This is a genomic window from Ruegeria sp. F11, from assembly GCF_056533855.1.
This window is the reverse complement of sequence record NZ_JBQFOW010000002.1, coordinates 24,444-41,040: the sequence shown is the minus strand read 5'-3', so window position 1 is coordinate 41,040 and position 16,597 is coordinate 24,444. Positions and strand designations below refer to the sequence as shown.

Annotated in this window: 18 protein-coding genes and 1 tRNA gene; 11 read left to right on the top strand and 8 right to left on the bottom strand. The window is 60.2% G+C overall.

Features of this window, described 5'->3' with window-relative positions:
- Positions 1-40: 40 nt before the first annotated feature.
- A complete protein-coding gene (locus ACR0NJ_RS02735; protein WP_480815599.1) occupies positions 41-1,693 on the top strand; it encodes a DUF6504 family protein in 1,653 nt (550 codons plus the stop codon).
- A gap of 17 nt (positions 1,694-1,710) precedes the next feature.
- Here ACR0NJ_RS02735 and ACR0NJ_RS02730 read toward each other — a convergent pair whose 3' ends face one another.
- The gene (locus tag ACR0NJ_RS02730) at positions 1,711-2,436 is read right to left on the bottom strand and encodes an SDR family NAD(P)-dependent oxidoreductase (RefSeq protein WP_480815598.1); all 726 of its coding nucleotides are present in this window, start codon (positions 2,434-2,436) and stop codon (positions 1,711-1,713) included.
- 180 nt (positions 2,437-2,616) lie between these two features.
- Here ACR0NJ_RS02730 and ACR0NJ_RS02725 point away from each other — a divergent pair, with 180 nt between their 5' ends.
- From ACR0NJ_RS02725 to ACR0NJ_RS02705, 5 genes are read left to right on the top strand one after another with little or no spacing between them, the layout of a single operon-like run.
- Positions 2,617-3,951 (top strand): NAD(P)/FAD-dependent oxidoreductase, encoded by a 1,335-nt coding sequence (locus ACR0NJ_RS02725; protein ID WP_480815597.1) that lies wholly within the window; start codon positions 2,617-2,619, stop codon positions 3,949-3,951.
- Positions 3,902-4,447, top strand: coding sequence for a chalcone isomerase family protein (locus tag ACR0NJ_RS02720; RefSeq protein ID WP_480815596.1), 546 nt, complete (start codon positions 3,902-3,904; stop codon positions 4,445-4,447). Before ACR0NJ_RS02725 ends, ACR0NJ_RS02720 begins: the two co-directional genes overlap by 50 nt.
- Entirely contained in the window at positions 4,447-5,670 is a 1,224-nt protein-coding gene (locus tag ACR0NJ_RS02715) for an MFS transporter (RefSeq protein WP_480815595.1), read from the top strand. Before ACR0NJ_RS02720 ends, ACR0NJ_RS02715 begins: the two co-directional genes overlap by 1 nt.
- Positions 5,667-6,284: a DUF3833 domain-containing protein gene (locus ACR0NJ_RS02710; protein ID WP_480815594.1), complete on the top strand. Its 618-nt coding sequence runs from the start codon at positions 5,667-5,669 to the stop codon at positions 6,282-6,284. Before ACR0NJ_RS02715 ends, ACR0NJ_RS02710 begins: the two co-directional genes overlap by 4 nt.
- On the top strand, positions 6,281-6,823 hold the full coding sequence (locus ACR0NJ_RS02705) for a DUF3833 domain-containing protein (RefSeq protein WP_480815593.1): 543 nt from the start codon (positions 6,281-6,283) through the stop codon (positions 6,821-6,823). The genes ACR0NJ_RS02710 and ACR0NJ_RS02705 overlap by 4 nt, the downstream gene beginning before the upstream one ends.
- A gap of 328 nt (positions 6,824-7,151) precedes the next feature.
- Here ACR0NJ_RS02705 and ACR0NJ_RS02700 read toward each other — a convergent pair whose 3' ends face one another.
- Positions 7,152-7,361: a hypothetical protein gene (locus ACR0NJ_RS02700; protein WP_480815592.1), complete on the bottom strand. Its 210-nt coding sequence runs from the start codon at positions 7,359-7,361 to the stop codon at positions 7,152-7,154.
- A 488-nt stretch (positions 7,362-7,849) separates the two neighbouring features.
- Here ACR0NJ_RS02700 and ACR0NJ_RS02695 point away from each other — a divergent pair, with 488 nt between their 5' ends.
- On the top strand, positions 7,850-8,056 hold the full coding sequence (locus ACR0NJ_RS02695; protein WP_480815591.1) for a hypothetical protein: 207 nt from the start codon (positions 7,850-7,852) through the stop codon (positions 8,054-8,056).
- Positions 8,057-9,040: 984 nt separating this feature from the next.
- Here the strand turns inward: ACR0NJ_RS02695 and ACR0NJ_RS02690 are convergent.
- Complete coding sequence (locus tag ACR0NJ_RS02690) at positions 9,041-9,211, bottom strand: hypothetical protein (protein WP_480815590.1); 171 nt, start codon at positions 9,209-9,211, stop codon at positions 9,041-9,043.
- Between the two features lie 262 nt (positions 9,212-9,473).
- Between ACR0NJ_RS02690 and ACR0NJ_RS02685 the strand changes: the two genes are divergently transcribed.
- On the top strand, positions 9,474-9,758 hold the full coding sequence (locus tag ACR0NJ_RS02685; protein WP_480815589.1) for a hypothetical protein: 285 nt from the start codon (positions 9,474-9,476) through the stop codon (positions 9,756-9,758).
- Between the two features lie 230 nt (positions 9,759-9,988).
- On the opposite strand, the gene ACR0NJ_RS02680 is transcribed toward ACR0NJ_RS02685, so the two are convergent.
- Positions 9,989-10,064: transfer RNA gene (locus ACR0NJ_RS02680), tRNA-Lys, on the bottom strand.
- A gap of 211 nt (positions 10,065-10,275) precedes the next feature.
- Here ACR0NJ_RS02680 and dapF point away from each other — a divergent pair.
- Entirely contained in the window at positions 10,276-11,118 is an 843-nt protein-coding gene (dapF, locus tag ACR0NJ_RS02675; RefSeq protein WP_480815588.1) for a diaminopimelate epimerase, read from the top strand.
- Positions 11,115-12,371: a tRNA (N(6)-L-threonylcarbamoyladenosine(37)-C(2))-methylthiotransferase MtaB gene (gene mtaB / locus ACR0NJ_RS02670; RefSeq protein WP_480815587.1), complete on the top strand. Its 1,257-nt coding sequence runs from the start codon at positions 11,115-11,117 to the stop codon at positions 12,369-12,371. The genes dapF and mtaB overlap by 4 nt, the downstream gene beginning before the upstream one ends.
- A 10-nt stretch (positions 12,372-12,381) precedes the next feature.
- Here the strand turns inward: mtaB and ACR0NJ_RS02665 are convergent, their stop codons facing one another.
- From ACR0NJ_RS02665 to petA, 4 genes are all read right to left on the bottom strand, one after another.
- On the bottom strand, positions 12,382-12,795 hold the full coding sequence (locus tag ACR0NJ_RS02665; protein WP_480815586.1) for a nuclear transport factor 2 family protein: 414 nt from the start codon (positions 12,793-12,795) through the stop codon (positions 12,382-12,384).
- Between the two features lie 142 nt (positions 12,796-12,937).
- Entirely contained in the window at positions 12,938-13,723 is a 786-nt protein-coding gene (locus ACR0NJ_RS02660; protein WP_480815585.1) for a cytochrome c1, read from the bottom strand.
- Between the two features lie 17 nt (positions 13,724-13,740).
- Positions 13,741-15,072 carry a cytochrome b gene (gene petB, locus ACR0NJ_RS02655; protein ID WP_480815584.1) on the bottom strand — a complete coding sequence of 444 codons (1,332 nt, stop codon included), beginning with the start codon at positions 15,070-15,072 and terminating at the stop codon, positions 13,741-13,743.
- 11 nt (positions 15,073-15,083) lie between these two features.
- A complete protein-coding gene (gene petA, locus ACR0NJ_RS02650) occupies positions 15,084-15,668 on the bottom strand; it encodes a ubiquinol-cytochrome c reductase iron-sulfur subunit (RefSeq protein ID WP_480815583.1) in 585 nt (194 codons plus the stop codon).
- 474 nt (positions 15,669-16,142) lie between these two features.
- On the opposite strand from petA, the gene ACR0NJ_RS02645 reads away from it, so the two are divergent.
- On the top strand, positions 16,143-16,589 hold the full coding sequence (locus tag ACR0NJ_RS02645) for a c-type cytochrome (RefSeq protein ID WP_480815582.1): 447 nt from the start codon (positions 16,143-16,145) through the stop codon (positions 16,587-16,589).
- Positions 16,590-16,597: the final 8 nt, after the last annotated feature.

The window sequence follows — 16,597 nt, the reverse complement described above, 5'->3', positions numbered from 1 at the left end:
CTCATATAAGAACAAAATGAGAACATTTTGATGCCTGCCGATGCCCAAACGCCGAATATTGTCCCTGTGGTTCCCCCGTCTGGGGGCTGAACGGCTGATCCGCGCCGCGCGGGGTCTGCAGGATGGGCCTTTGGCCGTGGTGGCCGAGCAGGCGAATATGCAGGTCGTCACCTCGCTGAACGCCGAAGCTCAGGCCGCGGGGCTGCGCGTCGGTCAGCCGGTGCGCGACGCCCATGCCATGTGCGCGGCGCTTGTCACCCGCCATCGCAATGCCCCGGCCGAGGCCGCGTTCCTGACCGCTTTGCGCCGTTGGGTGGGTAAGTTCAGCCCCTGGGTCGCCGAAGAAGCGCCGGATGGGCTGATCATCGACCTGTCCGGCTGCGCGCATCTGTTCGGCGGGGAGGAGGCGCTGCTGGGCGTGATCGAAACCGACTGTGCCGATATGGGCCTGACCGTGCAGATGGGCATCGCCGACACGCTGGGGGCCGCCTGGGCGCTGGCCCGCTATGCGGGGCAAGAGGCCACATCCGACCGCAACGGAGATGCCATCAGCCAAGAGGCCCGCGCCACCCGTGCCCGAGCCACCAAGCGGCGGCACTGGACCAAGGGCGGGGCCGCGCCGCAGGTGATGGCTTTGGGCGGCGGTGCCCGGATCGCCGCGCCGGGGCAGTCTTATGGCGCGCTCAGCCCCCTGCCCATCGCGGCGCTGCGGCTTGAGGATCAGGTGATGACGCAACTGAACCGTCTGGGCCTGCGCCGGATTGGCGATCTGCTGGGCCAGCCGCGCGCGTCGCTGGCGCGGCGCTTCGGGCGCGGGCTGGTGCTGCGGCTGGATCAGGCGATGGGCAGCGCGCCGGAACCAGTCTCGCCCGCCCGCCCGCCGCATCACTTTGCGGTGCGGATGACCCTGCCCAACCCGATCGGTCTGGTCGAGGATGTGATGGCCGCCATCGACCGGATGCTGCCGACGCTCTGCGCAAAGCTCGAGGAAAAGAGCCGCGGCGTGCGGGTGTTGCGGCTTGAAGCGCATCGCGCCGATCAAGCGGCTGAGGTCATCGAGGTCGGTCTGGCCCGCCCGACCTATGACAAATACCGCATTCGCCCTTTGTTAGAGATGAAAATTGACCAGATCGACGCGGGCTACGGCATCGACATGCTACGGCTTGAGGCGATCCAGACCGAGCCCATTCACGCGCGCACCATGACCGGCCATGCCGAGGCCCGCCGTGCCGTGCGCAACCGGTTAGAAGGCAATACCGCCGTTGAAGACCTGATCGGCAAGCTGGGCGCGCGGGTCGGGCTGGATGCGATCACGCGGCGACACCCCGCAGCCTCGCATATCCCGGAGAAGACCGCGCAGGTGCTGGCGGCGGCCTGGTCGGAACCGGCGCAGGACTGGCCTGCCCCGCCACGTCCGCGCCCTTTGCAGCTGTGGCAGCCCGAGCCGGTGATGGCCCCGGAAACCCCGGATGTTCCATCCGCCTTTCGCTGGCGCGGACGCGACTGGCAACTGGCGCAGGCCACCGGGCCGGAACGGATCGCGCCGGAATGGTGGCTGGACGATCCCAACTGGCGCAGCGGCGTGCGCGATTACTGGGTGGTGGTGACGGAACAGGGCGAGCGGCTGTGGTTGTTCTACGGCCATGGCGGCACGATGTCGGCGGGCTGGTTCTGTCAGGGACAGTTTTGCTGAATTGGCCTGATCAGGGTCTATTTTCCGCGATAGACCAGCCAATCCGGCAGATAATCAATCACCCGGATCACCCAGGACAGCGGGGCCGGGAAATCGGTGCGGAAGCGGCGGCGCGACATGGCTTTGACCACGCGGTCCGCCGCATCCTCGGGCGTCATCAGCATCGGCATCTTGAAATCGTTCTTCGCAGTCAGGCGGGTCTTGATGAAACCTGGATTGACGATCCGCACGGTCACGCCTGTTCCGGCCAGATCATGCCGCATGGTCTCGGCCAGCGACACCAGCGCCGCCTTGCTGGCCCCGTATCCGACCGCTGCAGGCAAGCCGTGATAGCCCGACAGCGATCCGATCAGAGTGATATCCCCCCGCCCCGCGCGGATAAAACCGGGCACGGTCTCACCCAGAACCCGCAGCGCGCCTGTGTAATTTACATCGGTCATGGCAAGAACGGCCTGCGTGTCCCACTCTGCTGTCCGCATCGGCTCATAGGCTCCGGCGTTATAGACCAGCCCATCGACCGCGCCGGCCTCGGCCACGGCGCGGCGCACGGCCTCTGTGTCGGTCACGTCAAAGGGAACGGCGCGGGCGTCAGGCAAGGCGGCGCACAGCTCGGCCAGCCGCTCGGCATTGCGGGCCGACAGGATCAGACGCGCGCCCTGACGGCTGAGCGCCTGCGCCAAAGCGCGGCCAAGCCCTTCGCTGGCACCGATGATCCAATAGGTTTTTCCGTCAAAGCTGCTCATGATCCGACCGTTTCAATCTTGTTTCGTGTTTTACGGCCCCGCCATTGCGTTGGATCACGCCCCTGAAGGATGTGACGCGAAGTCACAATATAGTGCATCATCGAAAAACTTCTAATCCGATTGATCCACCCCAGCCTATCCTGCGTATCCTATTGTAAAATGTCACATAACGAGGCTGGAATGTTTGACGAAACCCGGGGCGTACGGAAGAAAATCGCAGTAGTAGGTGCAGGCATTTCGGGTCTCTCCGCCGCGTATTACCTTTCAGAAGATCACGATATCACCCTGTTCGAGGCTGAGCCCCGGCTGGGCGGCCATGCCCGGACCGTGATGGCGGGCAAGAACGGGGATCAGCCGGTCGATACCGGGTTCATCGTGTTCAACTATGCCACCTACCCCTATCTGACCAAGCTGTTCGACGAGTTGAACGTGCCGGTGATCAAGTCCGAGATGAGCTTTGGCGCCACCATCGACAATGGCCGCATCGAATATGGGCTGAACAATCTGCGCACGCTGACCGCGCAAAAGCGCAATCTGGCACGCCCGGCCTATTACAAAATGATCGCCGATATCCTGCGGTTTTCCAAAGAAGCTCCGGATGCCGCACGTGACGACGACACCACGATCGGAGAATTGGTCGATCAGATGCGCCTCGGCCACTGGTTCCGCCACAATTACCTGATGCCCATGTGCGGCGCGATCTGGTCCACGCCGGTCGAGTTCGTGGATCAGTTCCCGGCGCGCTCGCTGGTACAGTTCTTCCGCAACCATGCTTTGCTGGCCTCGGGCCGCGCCAAGCAGCATCAATGGTGGACGGTCAAGGGCGGCAGCATCGAATATGTCCGCCGCATCGACGCCGCCCTGCGGGCCCGGGGCTGCGAGATCCGCCTTGGTGCACCGGTCGATCACATCCGGCGGGACGACGCAGGCGTAACACTCCACAGCCAGGGTCAGGCCGATCTGTTTGATGAGGTCATTCTGGCCACCCATTCCGATCAGTCTCTGGCCATTCTGGGTGGGGCCGCGACCCCTGCCGAAAAAGCCGCCCTGGGCGCGATCAAATACCAGCCCAACTCTGCCATCCTGCATTGCGACCCGCGCCAGATGCCCCGGCGACGCGCCTGCTGGTCCAGTTGGACCTATCGCTCGCAAGCCGGGAATGTGGGCGTGACCTATTGGATGAACCGGCTTCAGAACATTCCGGACAGCGATCCGCTGTTCGTGACGCTGAACGCGTCGTCAGAAATTCCCGTGGACAAAATCTATGATCAGGTCGAATTCGCCCATCCGGTGTTCGACAAGGCAGCCCTGAAAGCACAAGGGCAAATCCGCGAGATGCAGGGACAGAACCGAACATGGTTTGCCGGGGCGTATAACCGGCATGGGTTTCACGAAGACGGGATTGCCAGCGCGATGCATGTCGTTGACCGGATCAAAGGCACCCCGCACACCATCGGAGCTGACAATGGCATTCCTGCAAAAGACCCGGCCATCCCGGCCGCGGCAGACATTTGAATTGCTACGCGGCGCGCTGCTGTCAGCCGCGCTGCTGGTCCCGGTTGAACTGGCGGCCTCGTCAGGCCTGAACGCGCTGGACGATGCCCAGTTGCGCGGCACGGCCACCTTCCGGTATCTGGGCCTGCCCCTTTACGACGCGCAGCTGTTCACCCCCGGCGGTGCGCCGTTCAACTGGTCCGAGGATTTCGGGCTGGAACTGAAATACCGCCGCAAGGTGACGCAAAAAGCACTGATCAATTCGACACTGGACGAGATGGAGCGCATCGGCCTTGCCGCCCCGGTGCGCGATCAGCTTCAGACCTGTTTCAAACCCGTCAAGAAAGGCGACCGGTATCTGGCTGTCTCGGACGGGCCTGACACTGTTTCCTTCTGGCTGAACGGGCGCAAGACCTGCACGATGTCCTATCCGGGCATCAAACGCAGTTTCATGTCTGTGTTTCTGGGGGACAGGACCCGGTCCGCCGCCTTTACGCAGAAACTGCGCGGGCAATGATGCTGTACCCGCGAGTCAGCCTCTATGCGCTGATGCTCGCTGCGGCGGGTATTCCGCTTTATATCCACCTGCCGCGGTTTGCGGCGGTGAATCTGGGCATCGGCCTGGGCGTGATCGGGACCGTTTTGCTGGTGATCCGGCTGGTGGACCTGGTGCAGGACCCGGCGATTGGCTGGGCGATTGACCGCTGGCCTGGCGGGCAGGCCATGTTCGCAGCACTAGCGGCCATCGGTCTGGCCATTGGGTTCCCTTTGCTGTTTTCCCTGCCCCAAGGCGCAAGCGTCGCGGCGCTGGTTGCCATTCTGGTGCTGCTGTTTTCGGCCTATAGCCTCGGGACCATCCTGCTGTATGGCCGCAGCGCCACGCTGGCGAAACGCCCGGACCCGAAAGAGCTGATGACGCTGGCCGCCTATCGCGAGGGCGGGCAACTGACCGGTGTGATCATCGCCGCCAGCGCCCCCGCCCTGTTCGTGGCCTTTGGCGCGCAAGCGCAGGGCTATCCGGCCTTTGGGCTGTTTCTGGGCCTGCTCGCCGTTCTGACGCTGGTCCTGACCCGGCCGATCTGGCAGCGCACACCGATCACCGGGCAGGGCCTGACCTATGCCGAATTGGGTCAGGCCGGGGCGCTGCGCCTGCTGGCGCTGGCGCTGGTCAACAGCCTGCCGGTGGCGATCACCTCGACCCTGTTCCTGTTCTTCGTCGAAGACCGGCTGCAACTGCCCGGCAAAGCCGGACCTTTGCTGATCCTGTTCTTCCTCAGCGCCGGAGCCAGCGTACCGCTCTGGGCGCGGCTGAGCAACCGGATTGGCCCGAAACAGACCCTGATCATCGCCATGCCGCTGTCGATTGCGGGCTTTATCGGCGCGGCCACCCTGTCTGCCGGGAACCTTACAGGCTTCGCGGTGATCTGCCTTGCATCCGGGGCCGCACTTGGGGCGGATATGGTGGTTCTGCCCGCCATGTTCTCGGTGGTGCTGACGCGCGCAGGGCTGAACGCCTCGGCCGCGTTCGGCATCTGGTCTTTTGCAGGCAAGCTGGGCCTTGCGCTGGCTGCCTTTTTCACCCTGCCGCTGCTGGAACGCAGCGGCTTCACACCCGGTCAAACCAATTCCGCGCAAGCGCTAGAAACACTCAATCTGGCCTACGCGGTGCTGCCTTGCATCCTGAAACTGGGGGCGTTCGGGCTGGTTTTGACCCTGCCGACAGAGGTCACACGCACATGAACACCATCGTCCTTCTTCTGCTCGCCGTCCTTGCTGCCCTCATCGCCCGAAGCCGCCTGCTGAGCTTTCGCGCCCAGTCGCCGTCGGATTACACCGGCACCGGGCCGGAGTTTTCGCTCAGCACTCACCTGAACGGGGATATCCTGTCCGAGGGGCTGATCTATGGCCCCAATGGCAAGGTATCGAACAGCTTCGTGGCCCGCATGGTGGGCGAATGGGACGGCAACACAGGCACGCTGGCCGAGTATTTCACCTATTCCAACGGCAAGCAGATGACCCGCAAATGGTACCTGACCATGGGAACCGGCAACACGTTCATCGCCACTGCAGAGGATATCGTGGGCGAAGGCAGGGGCACGATTTCGGGCTCTACCGTCAAGCTGACCTACCGGATCATCCTGCCCAAGGATGCGGGCGGGCATACGCTGGATGTCACCGACTGGATGTACCTGACCGAAAACGGTGCGATCATGAACCGGTCCGAGATGCGGAAATTCGGCATCAAAGTGGCCGAACTGATCGCAACCATGCGCCCGGCCCCCGCCCCCAAAACGGCCCATCTGAACGGCGCAAACGGCTATGATGCCACCGCCGAGCAAAGACCGCTGCAATGAAAGCGCCCAGGTTCCTGATTGCCGCCGCAGCCATCGCGGGCCTTGCCCTTCTGGCGGCCTGTTCCGCCAAGCCGAAGGTGCCACAGACCTTTCTGTCCGACCGGCAACTGAACCTTGAAGAGTTCTTTGAGGGCCAAACCGTCGCCTACGGCCAGTTTCAGGACATCCTCGGCAATGTCCCGCGCCGCTTCACCGTCGAGATCGACGGCACCTGGGACGGCGAAACCCTGACGCTGGTCGAGGATTTCGTGTATGACGACGGCGCAACCGAACAGCGCATCTGGACGCTGACCAAAACCGGCGAGGATACCTGGACCGGCACCGCCCCCGGCGTTCTGGGCACGGCCACAGGGATCGAGCGTGGCGATACCTTCAACTGGACCTACAAGATCGACCTGCCAATCAAAGACGGCACCATGCGGGTGAATTTCGACGACTGGATGTGGCTGCTGTCCGACGACCGCCTGCTGAACCGCGCCTATGTCTCGCGCTATGGCATCCGTCTGGGTGAGGTCATTCTGTTCTTCGAAAAGAAGTAACGATCCGCCGTGGGCCGCCGATCCTGCTTACCGAAACACAAACTCGTCAATCGCCAAGGGCGGAGCATCGCCAGCCCCTGCGGCCGTGCTGGCCTCTGGCGTATCAACCGGATCGGACTGCCTTGGAAGCCCCAGACGCGCGCGCTCAAGCTCTGCCCACAGGAAAAAAAGACCGTCCCGCTTCCCTTTAAGGGGTTCGGGCACCGCTATCCGCACGACGCGCGGCGATCTTTTCAGGTTTGGCTCGATCTTCGCCTCCGGCGTTTTTTGCTCTTTTTTGGCATCTTATCAAACCCGCCGGGCGTAAACAAATTGATTGCGCCTTATGTTACTCGCCTTGCAATTGATTTGATTGCACTTTTCGTGCGCGCCGCACCGGCAGGTCGTTCTGTTTTTCGTCCAGCACGCTGCGAAACAGGGTCGTGAGTTCCGTTCTGCAAACCACCGGACGTTCGTCTGCAGGCTTGGGCTCATCCCGCGTCATTGGGCGGTCCGCTTTCGCGCTGTCAAAGCGTTTCAGGAATGATTTGATTTGCATCGTCATAGTCCTTCAACGTCAGAGTTTAGATTTTTGCCGCTGCGGACCCGATCCGAACCCGTGGTACAGGGCTCGAGGATCAGTAAACCCGTGAGTGGTAATCCGCAGCGACAGCGCTCATTTAGGAGATGGTTCCGCGAGCGTTAGGGGGAAGAAAACCATAAAAAACGTCACATTTAACCGGGCAGTAAAAATTTCCGAGCTTATTCGGCACCCTACGGATCAGCTTTAAAGTGTGGGCCGTTTTTGGCGACGTGGCGTCACAATAAAAACACCCGCCGAGGCACCGCCAATTTTTGCGACCGACCGGACCTGGACCTTGCGAATCCCCTTAACAAACGCTGAAAACCACTCTGCCGGGATCTGCGCTATGCCCACACAGCAGCGCTGCTTTCCGAACAAGTCTTAATGTCTACGAAGTGCCTCGTTCATCTCCGAACCCCACATTCCCGTCACAGCTTTTGCACGTAACGAACGGAGGTCCTGAGATGTCTTATGCAAACACCGGCGCTGGCAGCTTCTTCAAAGGTCTGTTCTCAACGTCGCCAGAAAAACGGGAGCGACGCAAACATCGGGCCGAGCAGCGCAGGAAGAAAAGAGAAGCTGACCTTAAATCCGCAAAAGCCCTTCGGGATACCGGTTACTTCGACGACCACCTGCCCGATGCCGTGTTCTATCGCCACTATTATTTCTGAAGCACAGCCACCCGGCGCAAGAAAGTCTTTCCAGACAAAAACGGGGCGCGCCACCACAAGCGCGCCCCAGTCACAGGGAGGATAATGAAATTCCGCGCCCAACAAACCAAACACGGGCGCAAACTAGTTAACAATTGTCACTCTGACACGCTTTCGCACACGGTTCAGTGATGCGGATCACATAACTCAAAAAACATACGGCGTTTTCCTTCGCGCCTGCGCTCAAGCCGACTTTCACGCCTGCATCCTAGGGCCGTAACACGCCGATCTGGCCGCGCGTCTGGCTGCAAATAACACACTCTGCTACGGGAATCCCCCAATTTCGCGCACCTGAATTGCCAGGTAGAGTTCAGGTAACGGACCACTCAACTCAATCCGTTGCAACATGATAAGGGGCTGACAAACCTACCCCCTCACTCTCGTCAGCCCCTCACATCATCCACCGATTTCCTGAGAACACTGCTGACGGTCTGGATTGTCCGCCCTCCGTTACAAACGCACGTTGCCCCGTGGGCCATCGGCTCGACTTGTCAGGGCTTGCCTGCGCGCAGGCCGATCTCGTCACCAACAATAACCTGCCACGCGCCTGCATTTGCTAGGTGTAAGCCGCACGGAACCCGAATTCTCCGTAATCATGACGCAGTTCGAAGACGGGGACGGAAACGTGAACGAAGAATAAATCTACCGTCTTCGCGCTTGTTAACTGGGGGCCGGGTCGATTTGCAAACGTTGGCCGGGACGGCGGCGAAAGCACTGTAGAGTTTGAAGCGAGACTAGACCGCTTAAAGCAATTCACCTGGGAGCAGGCAAGAGATCAACAGGGTTTGCAGAATTACGTTAGATAAATGGCACCCAGTTCTATTGCTGGTTTCGCGCGGTCTTGCGTTGCATCACAACCTCCAAACACACTGTCTTTCCGGGCGCGCTGACAATTATGGGGTTCAAACAGAAATCCAACGAATACCCTGCGATTACCACAAAGTCTCAGGCTTCGGCGATCATGGTTCCCCAACTGGAAAAACCACTGTCGGTCTCACAGATAATCGTTTCGGAACCAGTCACGGCATCGGTTCCGAAGTGGCAGTTCGCGAATGCCGGGGTGCTCAAGTAGGCTAAATTCAGGGCAACAAGACCCAAAGCAGCAATGTATTTCATGGTACTCACTCCTATTAGGTGAGCCTTATTTGGCTATGGATGCTATCTGAAAAATTGCGTGGGAATTAAGATTGCTTAATCCAGAAACTATACCTGCCGAGGAGGTGCCCCATAGTCCTGTGCCGGATCAGCGCCGCTCTGAATGCTCGTAGGTCAATCACCCGGATTCAACTTCATCACGCTCAGTGATTTTGTTCACTGAATCCAGCAAAGCCAACACCTACAACGATCCCCGCAATGTAGTTCCAACGAGGAAAAAGAAATGTCTGATGGGTCCGACAAGAAAGTCGAAGAGGCAAAAAAGAAAGTGCAAGCTGAGTTGCTTGCTTACCATAAATCACAAGCCGAACTGGAAAAGGCCAACAAGGAACTGAACAAGGTCGAGAAAGAACTCAAGAGCAGCGACGTGTCGAAGCTGCAGGCTGCGATGAACAAAATGGAGAGGATGAGCAAACAGATTGTTGCCCTCCAAAAGAAAGCGGCAGAAAAAAAGAAGAAAGTAACTGACGCCATGAAATCGCTCACCAAAACACTAAAGGGTAAATGAACCAGAGAAGGTTTAGGCTTTCTCAGGCTCCCAGCCGGCGCTGGGTGCGGCCCCGCCAACGCGGGGCTTTTACTATTTACACCGGTCAAAGAAATGCTGATGAAGCATCTCGCCAATGCGACTAATGCAAAATGTCCCCCAAGCGTCCCGCAGAATGCCCTCGGGAGGCGAAACCATCGATGCAAAACGAGCCCAACACAGGCTATCATGCTGCATCTAAGGAGAAAAAGTGGTGAGCCGTGCAGGATTCGAACCTGCGACCCACTGATTAAAAGTCAGTTGCTCTACCAACTGAGCTAACGGCCCACTCTTTTGTTGGATCTTGTCGATCCGTGGCGCTGTCTAAGGCATTTTCCCGATCGGGTTCAAGACCTTATTTTGCACCTCGTTTCGCCGGTCATCAGCTTGTACCCGGCGTCCCGATAGGCGGCCTAATTAGGCAGGTGGCGCGGGGGGGTCAAGACCTTTTTTCCGGAATCTGCGCTACAGGGTGGATTCATTCAAACGGCAGCGTTATATGCCCGCCATGCAACGAATACCGAACTCTGGTTTGCCCTTCATGAAGATGCACGGGCTGGGCAATGACTTTGTCATTGTGGATGCGCGCGCGCAGCCTGTTGGGGTTACGCCCGCCTTAGCGAAGGGAATCGGCCACCGGCAGTTCGGGGTCGGGTTCGACCAGCTTGCGGTGATCGAAAACGGCGAATCGGATGCGCATCTTGTTTTTTATAACGCGGACGGGTCGACCTCGGCCGCGTGCGGGAATGCCACGCGGTGCATCGCGCGGTTTCTGATGGATGAGACCGGCAAATCCGACCTGACCCTGACCACCGAACGCGGTACGCTGTATGCGCGCGATGCGGGCGATGGGCTGACCTCGGTCAATATGGGTCAACCGCAGACCGATTGGCGCGAGATTCCGCTGGCAGAAGAGGTCGATACGCTGGAACTGCCGATCGAAGGCGGCCCAACCGCGACCGGCATGGGCAACCCGCATTGTACGTTTTTCGTCGAGGATGCCGAGGCGATCCCTCTGGCCGAGTTTGGCGCGCGGTATGAGTACCATCCGCTTTATCCGGAACGGACCAATGTGCAGGTGGCCCAGATCATCGGCGCGGATCATATCCGCATGCGGGTCTGGGAGCGCGGCGTGGGGATCACTCTGGCATCCGGCTCATCGTCCTGCGCAACCGCCGTGGCCGCCGCCCGGCGCGGGCTGACCGGGCGCAAGGTGCAGATCGAACTGGATGGCGGCACGATCTGGATCGACTGGCGCGACGATGGTGTGTGGATGACGGGGCCCACGGCGCATGTGTTCTCTGGCACGCTGACGCCCGGATTTCTGGACACGCTCGGATGAACCCGCCCAAGTTTACCACGCTGGGCTGTCGTCTCAACGCCTATGAGACCGAGGCGATGAAAGAGCTGTCGCAGCAGGCCGGGCTCAGCAATGCAGTGGTGGTCAACACCTGCGCCGTCACGGCCGAGGCTGTCCGCAAGGCGAGGCAGGAGATTCGCAAGCTGCGTCGCGAAAACCCCGACGCCCGCCTGATCGTCACCGGTTGCGCCGCCCAGACCGAACCCGACACCTTTGCCCAAATGGACGAGGTCGACGCGGTCATCGGCAATACCGAGAAGATGCAGCCGGAGACCTGGAAAGACATGGCCGCAGATTTTATTGGCCAGACCGAGGCTGTGCAGGTCGATGACATCATGTCCGTGACCGAGACCGCAGGCCACCTGATCGACGGGTTCGGGACCCGCTCGCGCGCTTATGTGCAGGTCCAGAACGGTTGTGACCACCGCTGCACCTTCTGCATCATCCCCTATGGCCGTGGTAACTCGCGAAGCGTTCCGGCGGGCGTTGTGGTGGATCAGATCAAGCGGCTGGTGGACCGGGGCTACAATGAGGTTGTGCTGACCGGCGTTGACCTGACCTCATGGGGCGCGGACCTGCCCGCTCAGCCCAAGCTTGGCGATCTGGTGATGCGCATCCTCAAGCTGGTGCCCGATCTGCCGCGCCTGCGGATCAGTTCCATCGACTCCATCGAGGTGGATGAGAACCTGATGCAAGCGATCGCAACCGAACCGCGCCTGATGCCGCATCTGCACCTGTCCCTGCAACATGGCGATGACCTGATCCTCAAACGCATGAAACGCCGCCATCTGCGCGACGATGCCATCCGCTTTACCGAAGAGGCACGCAAGCTGCGCCCCGACATGACCTTCGGCGCCGATATCATCGCGGGCTTCCCGACCGAATCCGAGGCGCATTTCGAGAACTCGCTAAAGCTGGTCACCGATTGCGACCTGACCTGGCTGCATGTCTTCCCGTATTCCAAACGCAATGGCACGCCCGCCGCGCGTATCCCGCAGCAGGTCAACGGGACCATCATCAAGGACCGCGCCGCCCGCCTGCGCGTCGCTGGTGAGGCGCAGGTAAGAAAACACCTGTCCGCCCAGATCGGCAAAACCCATCATATCCTTATGGAAAACCCGCATATGGGCCGCACCGAACAATTTACCGAGGTGCGTTTCACGGCCCCTCAGACCGAAGGGCAGATCGTGCGGGCCGAGGTCTCGGGCCAGGCCAACGGGCAGTTGCTCGCTTGACCAACGGGTCTTAGCTGACAGCAGCGGCGACGGCGGCGGTGTCGTATAACTCTTCGTATTCGCAGACCAGACCATCCCGGAAGCGACAAATGACGACCACGCGGGTCTCGGCCAGTTTTCCGGTGGTTTTGTGGGTCCAGGCCGTGGTTCCGATTCCAACCACCCGGTCGCCCTGCTCGACCGTTTCCATCAGGGTCCAGTGCTGCATTTCGAACGTATCGGTCAGATCTTTCAAATAGGCGTGCATCTGCGCGCGGCCCTGTCGGCGGCAACTAAAGTCCAGACCGTAATCCCCCTCGCCCAACGAGCACATGCACAGATCTTCGGTTGTATACTGGTCCCACATCGTCAAATCCGCGCCCTTGCTGTCGTTCCATTTGGCATAGGCTTCGCGCAGTTTGTCCGCATTCGATTGAACGCTCATAATTCCCCCTCCTGAAATGTACTTGTTCAAAACGGCCCGGCCACAGGTGGGCGGGCTGAGGGTACTATAGCACCGATCGGTGCAGACAAAAAAAGCCCGGCGCTATTGGCCGGGCTTTTGCGTTTTGAGATGTGCAATGCCGTCAGACCGATTTCTTGCCTTTTACAGGCGCCCACAAGCGCTTGTTGACCAGGTACAGCAGCACCGACAGAACGGTCAGGAACAGAACACCGACAAAGCCTGCGTTCTTCCGATCCATCATTTTCGGTTCAGCAGCCCACATCAGGAAGGCGGAAACGTCTTTCGACATCTCTTCAACCGTGGCTGCATGGCCATCGGCGAATTCGACCTGATCATCAGACAGCGGCGGAGCCATCGAAATCCAGCCGCCCGAGAAGGCTTTGTTTTCGTACAGCGTCGCACCCGCTTCGGTTTTTTCCTCACCGGTATAGCCGTCCAACAGCGAGGCAATGTATTCCGCGCCGCCCATGCCTTTGACCAACTGGTTGATGCCCAGACCGTAAGGGCCATGGAAGCCCGCGCGGGCCTTGGCCATCAGGCTCAGGTCCGGTGCGCCGACGCCGGTATTGGCCGGGAAGTGGTCGGTTGGGATGGCCGGGCGGAAATCGTCCAGCTCGGGGTCGAACACTTCGAAATTGGCCGCCGCATAGGCGATGACTTCTTCTTCGGAATAGCCCAGCGCCTCAAGATCACGCAGGGGGACATATTGCAGGCCGTGGCAGGCTGCGCAGACCTCGGTATAGACCTGAAGGCCGCGCTGCAGCTGATGCTCGTCCCAGGTGCCAAAAGGCCCTTCGAACGAGAAGGCGAAGTCTTCGATGTGCTGCTCGCCGCCACCTGCCGCGAAGGACGCAGCAGGGGTAAAGGCCAGGGCAAACGCGGCACCGATTGCAAGTTTCTTGAACATGTTTCCGGTCCCTCTTCTTACTCGGCCGGCGTGGCGTCGGCGTTTGCCTTGCCATAATGCGCGTTGAAGTCTTCTTCGATGGTTTCCGGCGGAAGCTCGGGCTTTTCGATGACACCCAGGATCGGCAGGATCACGAAGAAATAGGCGAACCAGTAGGCCGACGCGATCAGCGAGAAGGTCGCATAGGGCTCCTCGGCAGGCATCGCCCCCAGCCACATCAGGGCGAAGAAGTCGATGATCAGCAGGTAGAACCACCATTTGAACATCGGGCGGTACTTGCCCGACCGCACGCTGGATGTATCCAGCCACGGGGCCAGCGCCATCGCCAGGATCGCACCGAACATCGCGATCACACCAAAGAACTTGGCGTCGATGATGCCGCCGGTGATGAAGCTGGCGAATTGCACCACCCAGACCTCACCGGTGAAGGCGCGCAGGATCGCGTAGAACGGCAGGAAGTACCATTCGGGCACGATGTGTGCGGGTGTGACCAGCGGGTTGGCCTCGATATAGTTATCGGGGTGGCCCAGATAGTTCGGCATGTAGCCGACGATGGCCCAGAACACGACCAGAATGACGGCCAGCGCGAACAGGTCCTTGATCACGAAGTACGGCCAGAACGGCAGCGTGTCTTTCTCGGCCTCGGCTTTCGAGCCACGGCGGACCTCAACACCCGTGGGGTTGTTGTTGCCGGTGGTGTGGAAGGCCCAGATATGCACGATCACCAGCGCCGCAATCACAAACGGCAGCAGGTAGTGCAGCGAGAAAAAGCGGTTCAGCGTGGCGTTGTCCACCGCCGGTCCGCCCAGCAGCCAGGTCTGGATCGCGTCGCCAACGAAGGGGATCGCGCCGAACAGGCCGGTGATCACGGTCGCACCCCAGAAGGACATCTGACCCCAGGGCAGAACGTAGCCCATAAAGGCGGTGCCCATCATCATCAGGTAAATCAGCATCCCGATGATCCACGTGATCTCACGCGGGGCTTTGTACGAGCCGTAGAACAGGCCGCGGAAGATGTGGATGTAAACCGCAACAAAGAACAGCGACGCGCCGTTCATGTGCAGATAGCGCAGCATATAGCCGCCATTCACGTTGCGCATGATGTGTTCAATGCTGGCGAAGGCCAGATCGACATGCGGGGTGTAGTGCATCACCAGAACGATACCAGTGACGATTTGCAGCGCCAGGCAGAACGCCAGAACGATGCCCCAGATCCACCACCAGTTCAGGTTCTTTGGCGTTGGGATCATGAGGGTGTCATACAGAAGGCCGACAATCGGCAGGCGGCTGTTCAGCCACTTTTCGCCATTTGTCTTCGGCTCGTAATGATCGTGGGGAATTCCGGACATCAGGCTCTCCCTTAGCCGAGTTTGATGGTGCTGTTGTCGACCCACTCAGCGGGCGGGACAGGCAGGTTTTCAGGCGCGGGGCCCTTACGGATACGACCGGCAAGGTCATAGTGCGAGCCGTGGCAGGGGCAGAACCAGCCGCCAAAATCGCCAGCGTCTCCCAGCGGCACACAGCCCAGGTGCGTACACACACCCATCTGAACGATCCACGCGCCCGGCGCTTCGCCTTCGGGCGAAGGCATCACGCGGTTGGCGTCGGTCGCAGGCGCATCGGCGCTCAGGTTGAAGTTGCGGGCCAGCGGGTCCGGCAGGGCGTCCACGCCTTCTGCGTCCTGATCCTTGGCTTCCTGAATCTCGGCACCGGTGCGGTGACGAATGAACACCGGCTTACCCAGCCATTTCACGGTCAGCTGCGTGCCCGGCTCGACCCCGCTCACGTCCACGCGAATCGAGGACAGCGCCTGCACATCCGCCGAGGGGTTCATTTGATTCACCAGGGGCCATACGGCTGCCCCCGTCGCAACGACACCTGCGCCGCCAGCGACGTAGTACAGGAAATCTCTGCGGGTGCCTTCGTGGTCTTCTGCGTGGGACACGAGGTTATCTCCGATTCTCTGGCGCCCGCGGACGGGCAAATAGCTCGCGCACCGCACGAATGCGGTGTCTTAACCGCGCTTACTATCGGGGAGAATAGAATTCGTCTAGCGGTCATAAACGCGCAATACGCCGCATCTGCGTATAATGTCACAAGGTCAGGGGCTTTTTTGATGATTCCGCGCCGCAAGTTTTGCCGGTCCCCCAGATCGGGCTGGCTTGATTCGGTCCCGGACCCCGGCACAGCCCAAAGGGGGCAGAGCGCCGTCCGCAGAACGGTTTGCACCGCAGCCAAACCGACCCGATTGATGCGCAATCTCGCAAGATGCACCCGGCCAACGCGGCTTTGTTCGCCCATAAATCATTACTGGAAAATAGATTTTTTCACACAGCAGGCGAGCAAACGTTTTTGATTGCACTTTATACGCGAATACCGGAATGCCCCGACTGCACGAATGCCAGCCCAGGAGCCCCCGATGTTCAAGACCCCTTTGGCCGCCATGCTTTTGCTGACCGCATTGCCCACCCAAGCCATCGCCGCCGGCGATCCTGCAAAAGGTGAAAAACTGTATAACCGCTGCTCGTCCTGCCACGCGATCATCAAAGATGGCGAGGTGCTGGTGAAAGGCGGAATCACCGGCCCGAATCTCTATGGTGTTGTGGGCCGTGTCGCCGGGACCGAAAACGACTATCGCTATGGCAGCGAACGCCTGCCCATCGGCATGTTCACCGACGACATGATCCGCGCGGGTGACCAAGGCCTGATCTGGACCGAAGAGACCATAGCCACCTATTCCAAAGACCCGATCGGCTTCATCAAGGCGTTTCTGGATGACGAAACCGCCCGCCCGAACATGAGCGTCAAGCTAAAGAAAGGCGCAGACGACATCGCCGCCTACTTGGCCACGTTCACTGCGCCTTAAGCGGCGTT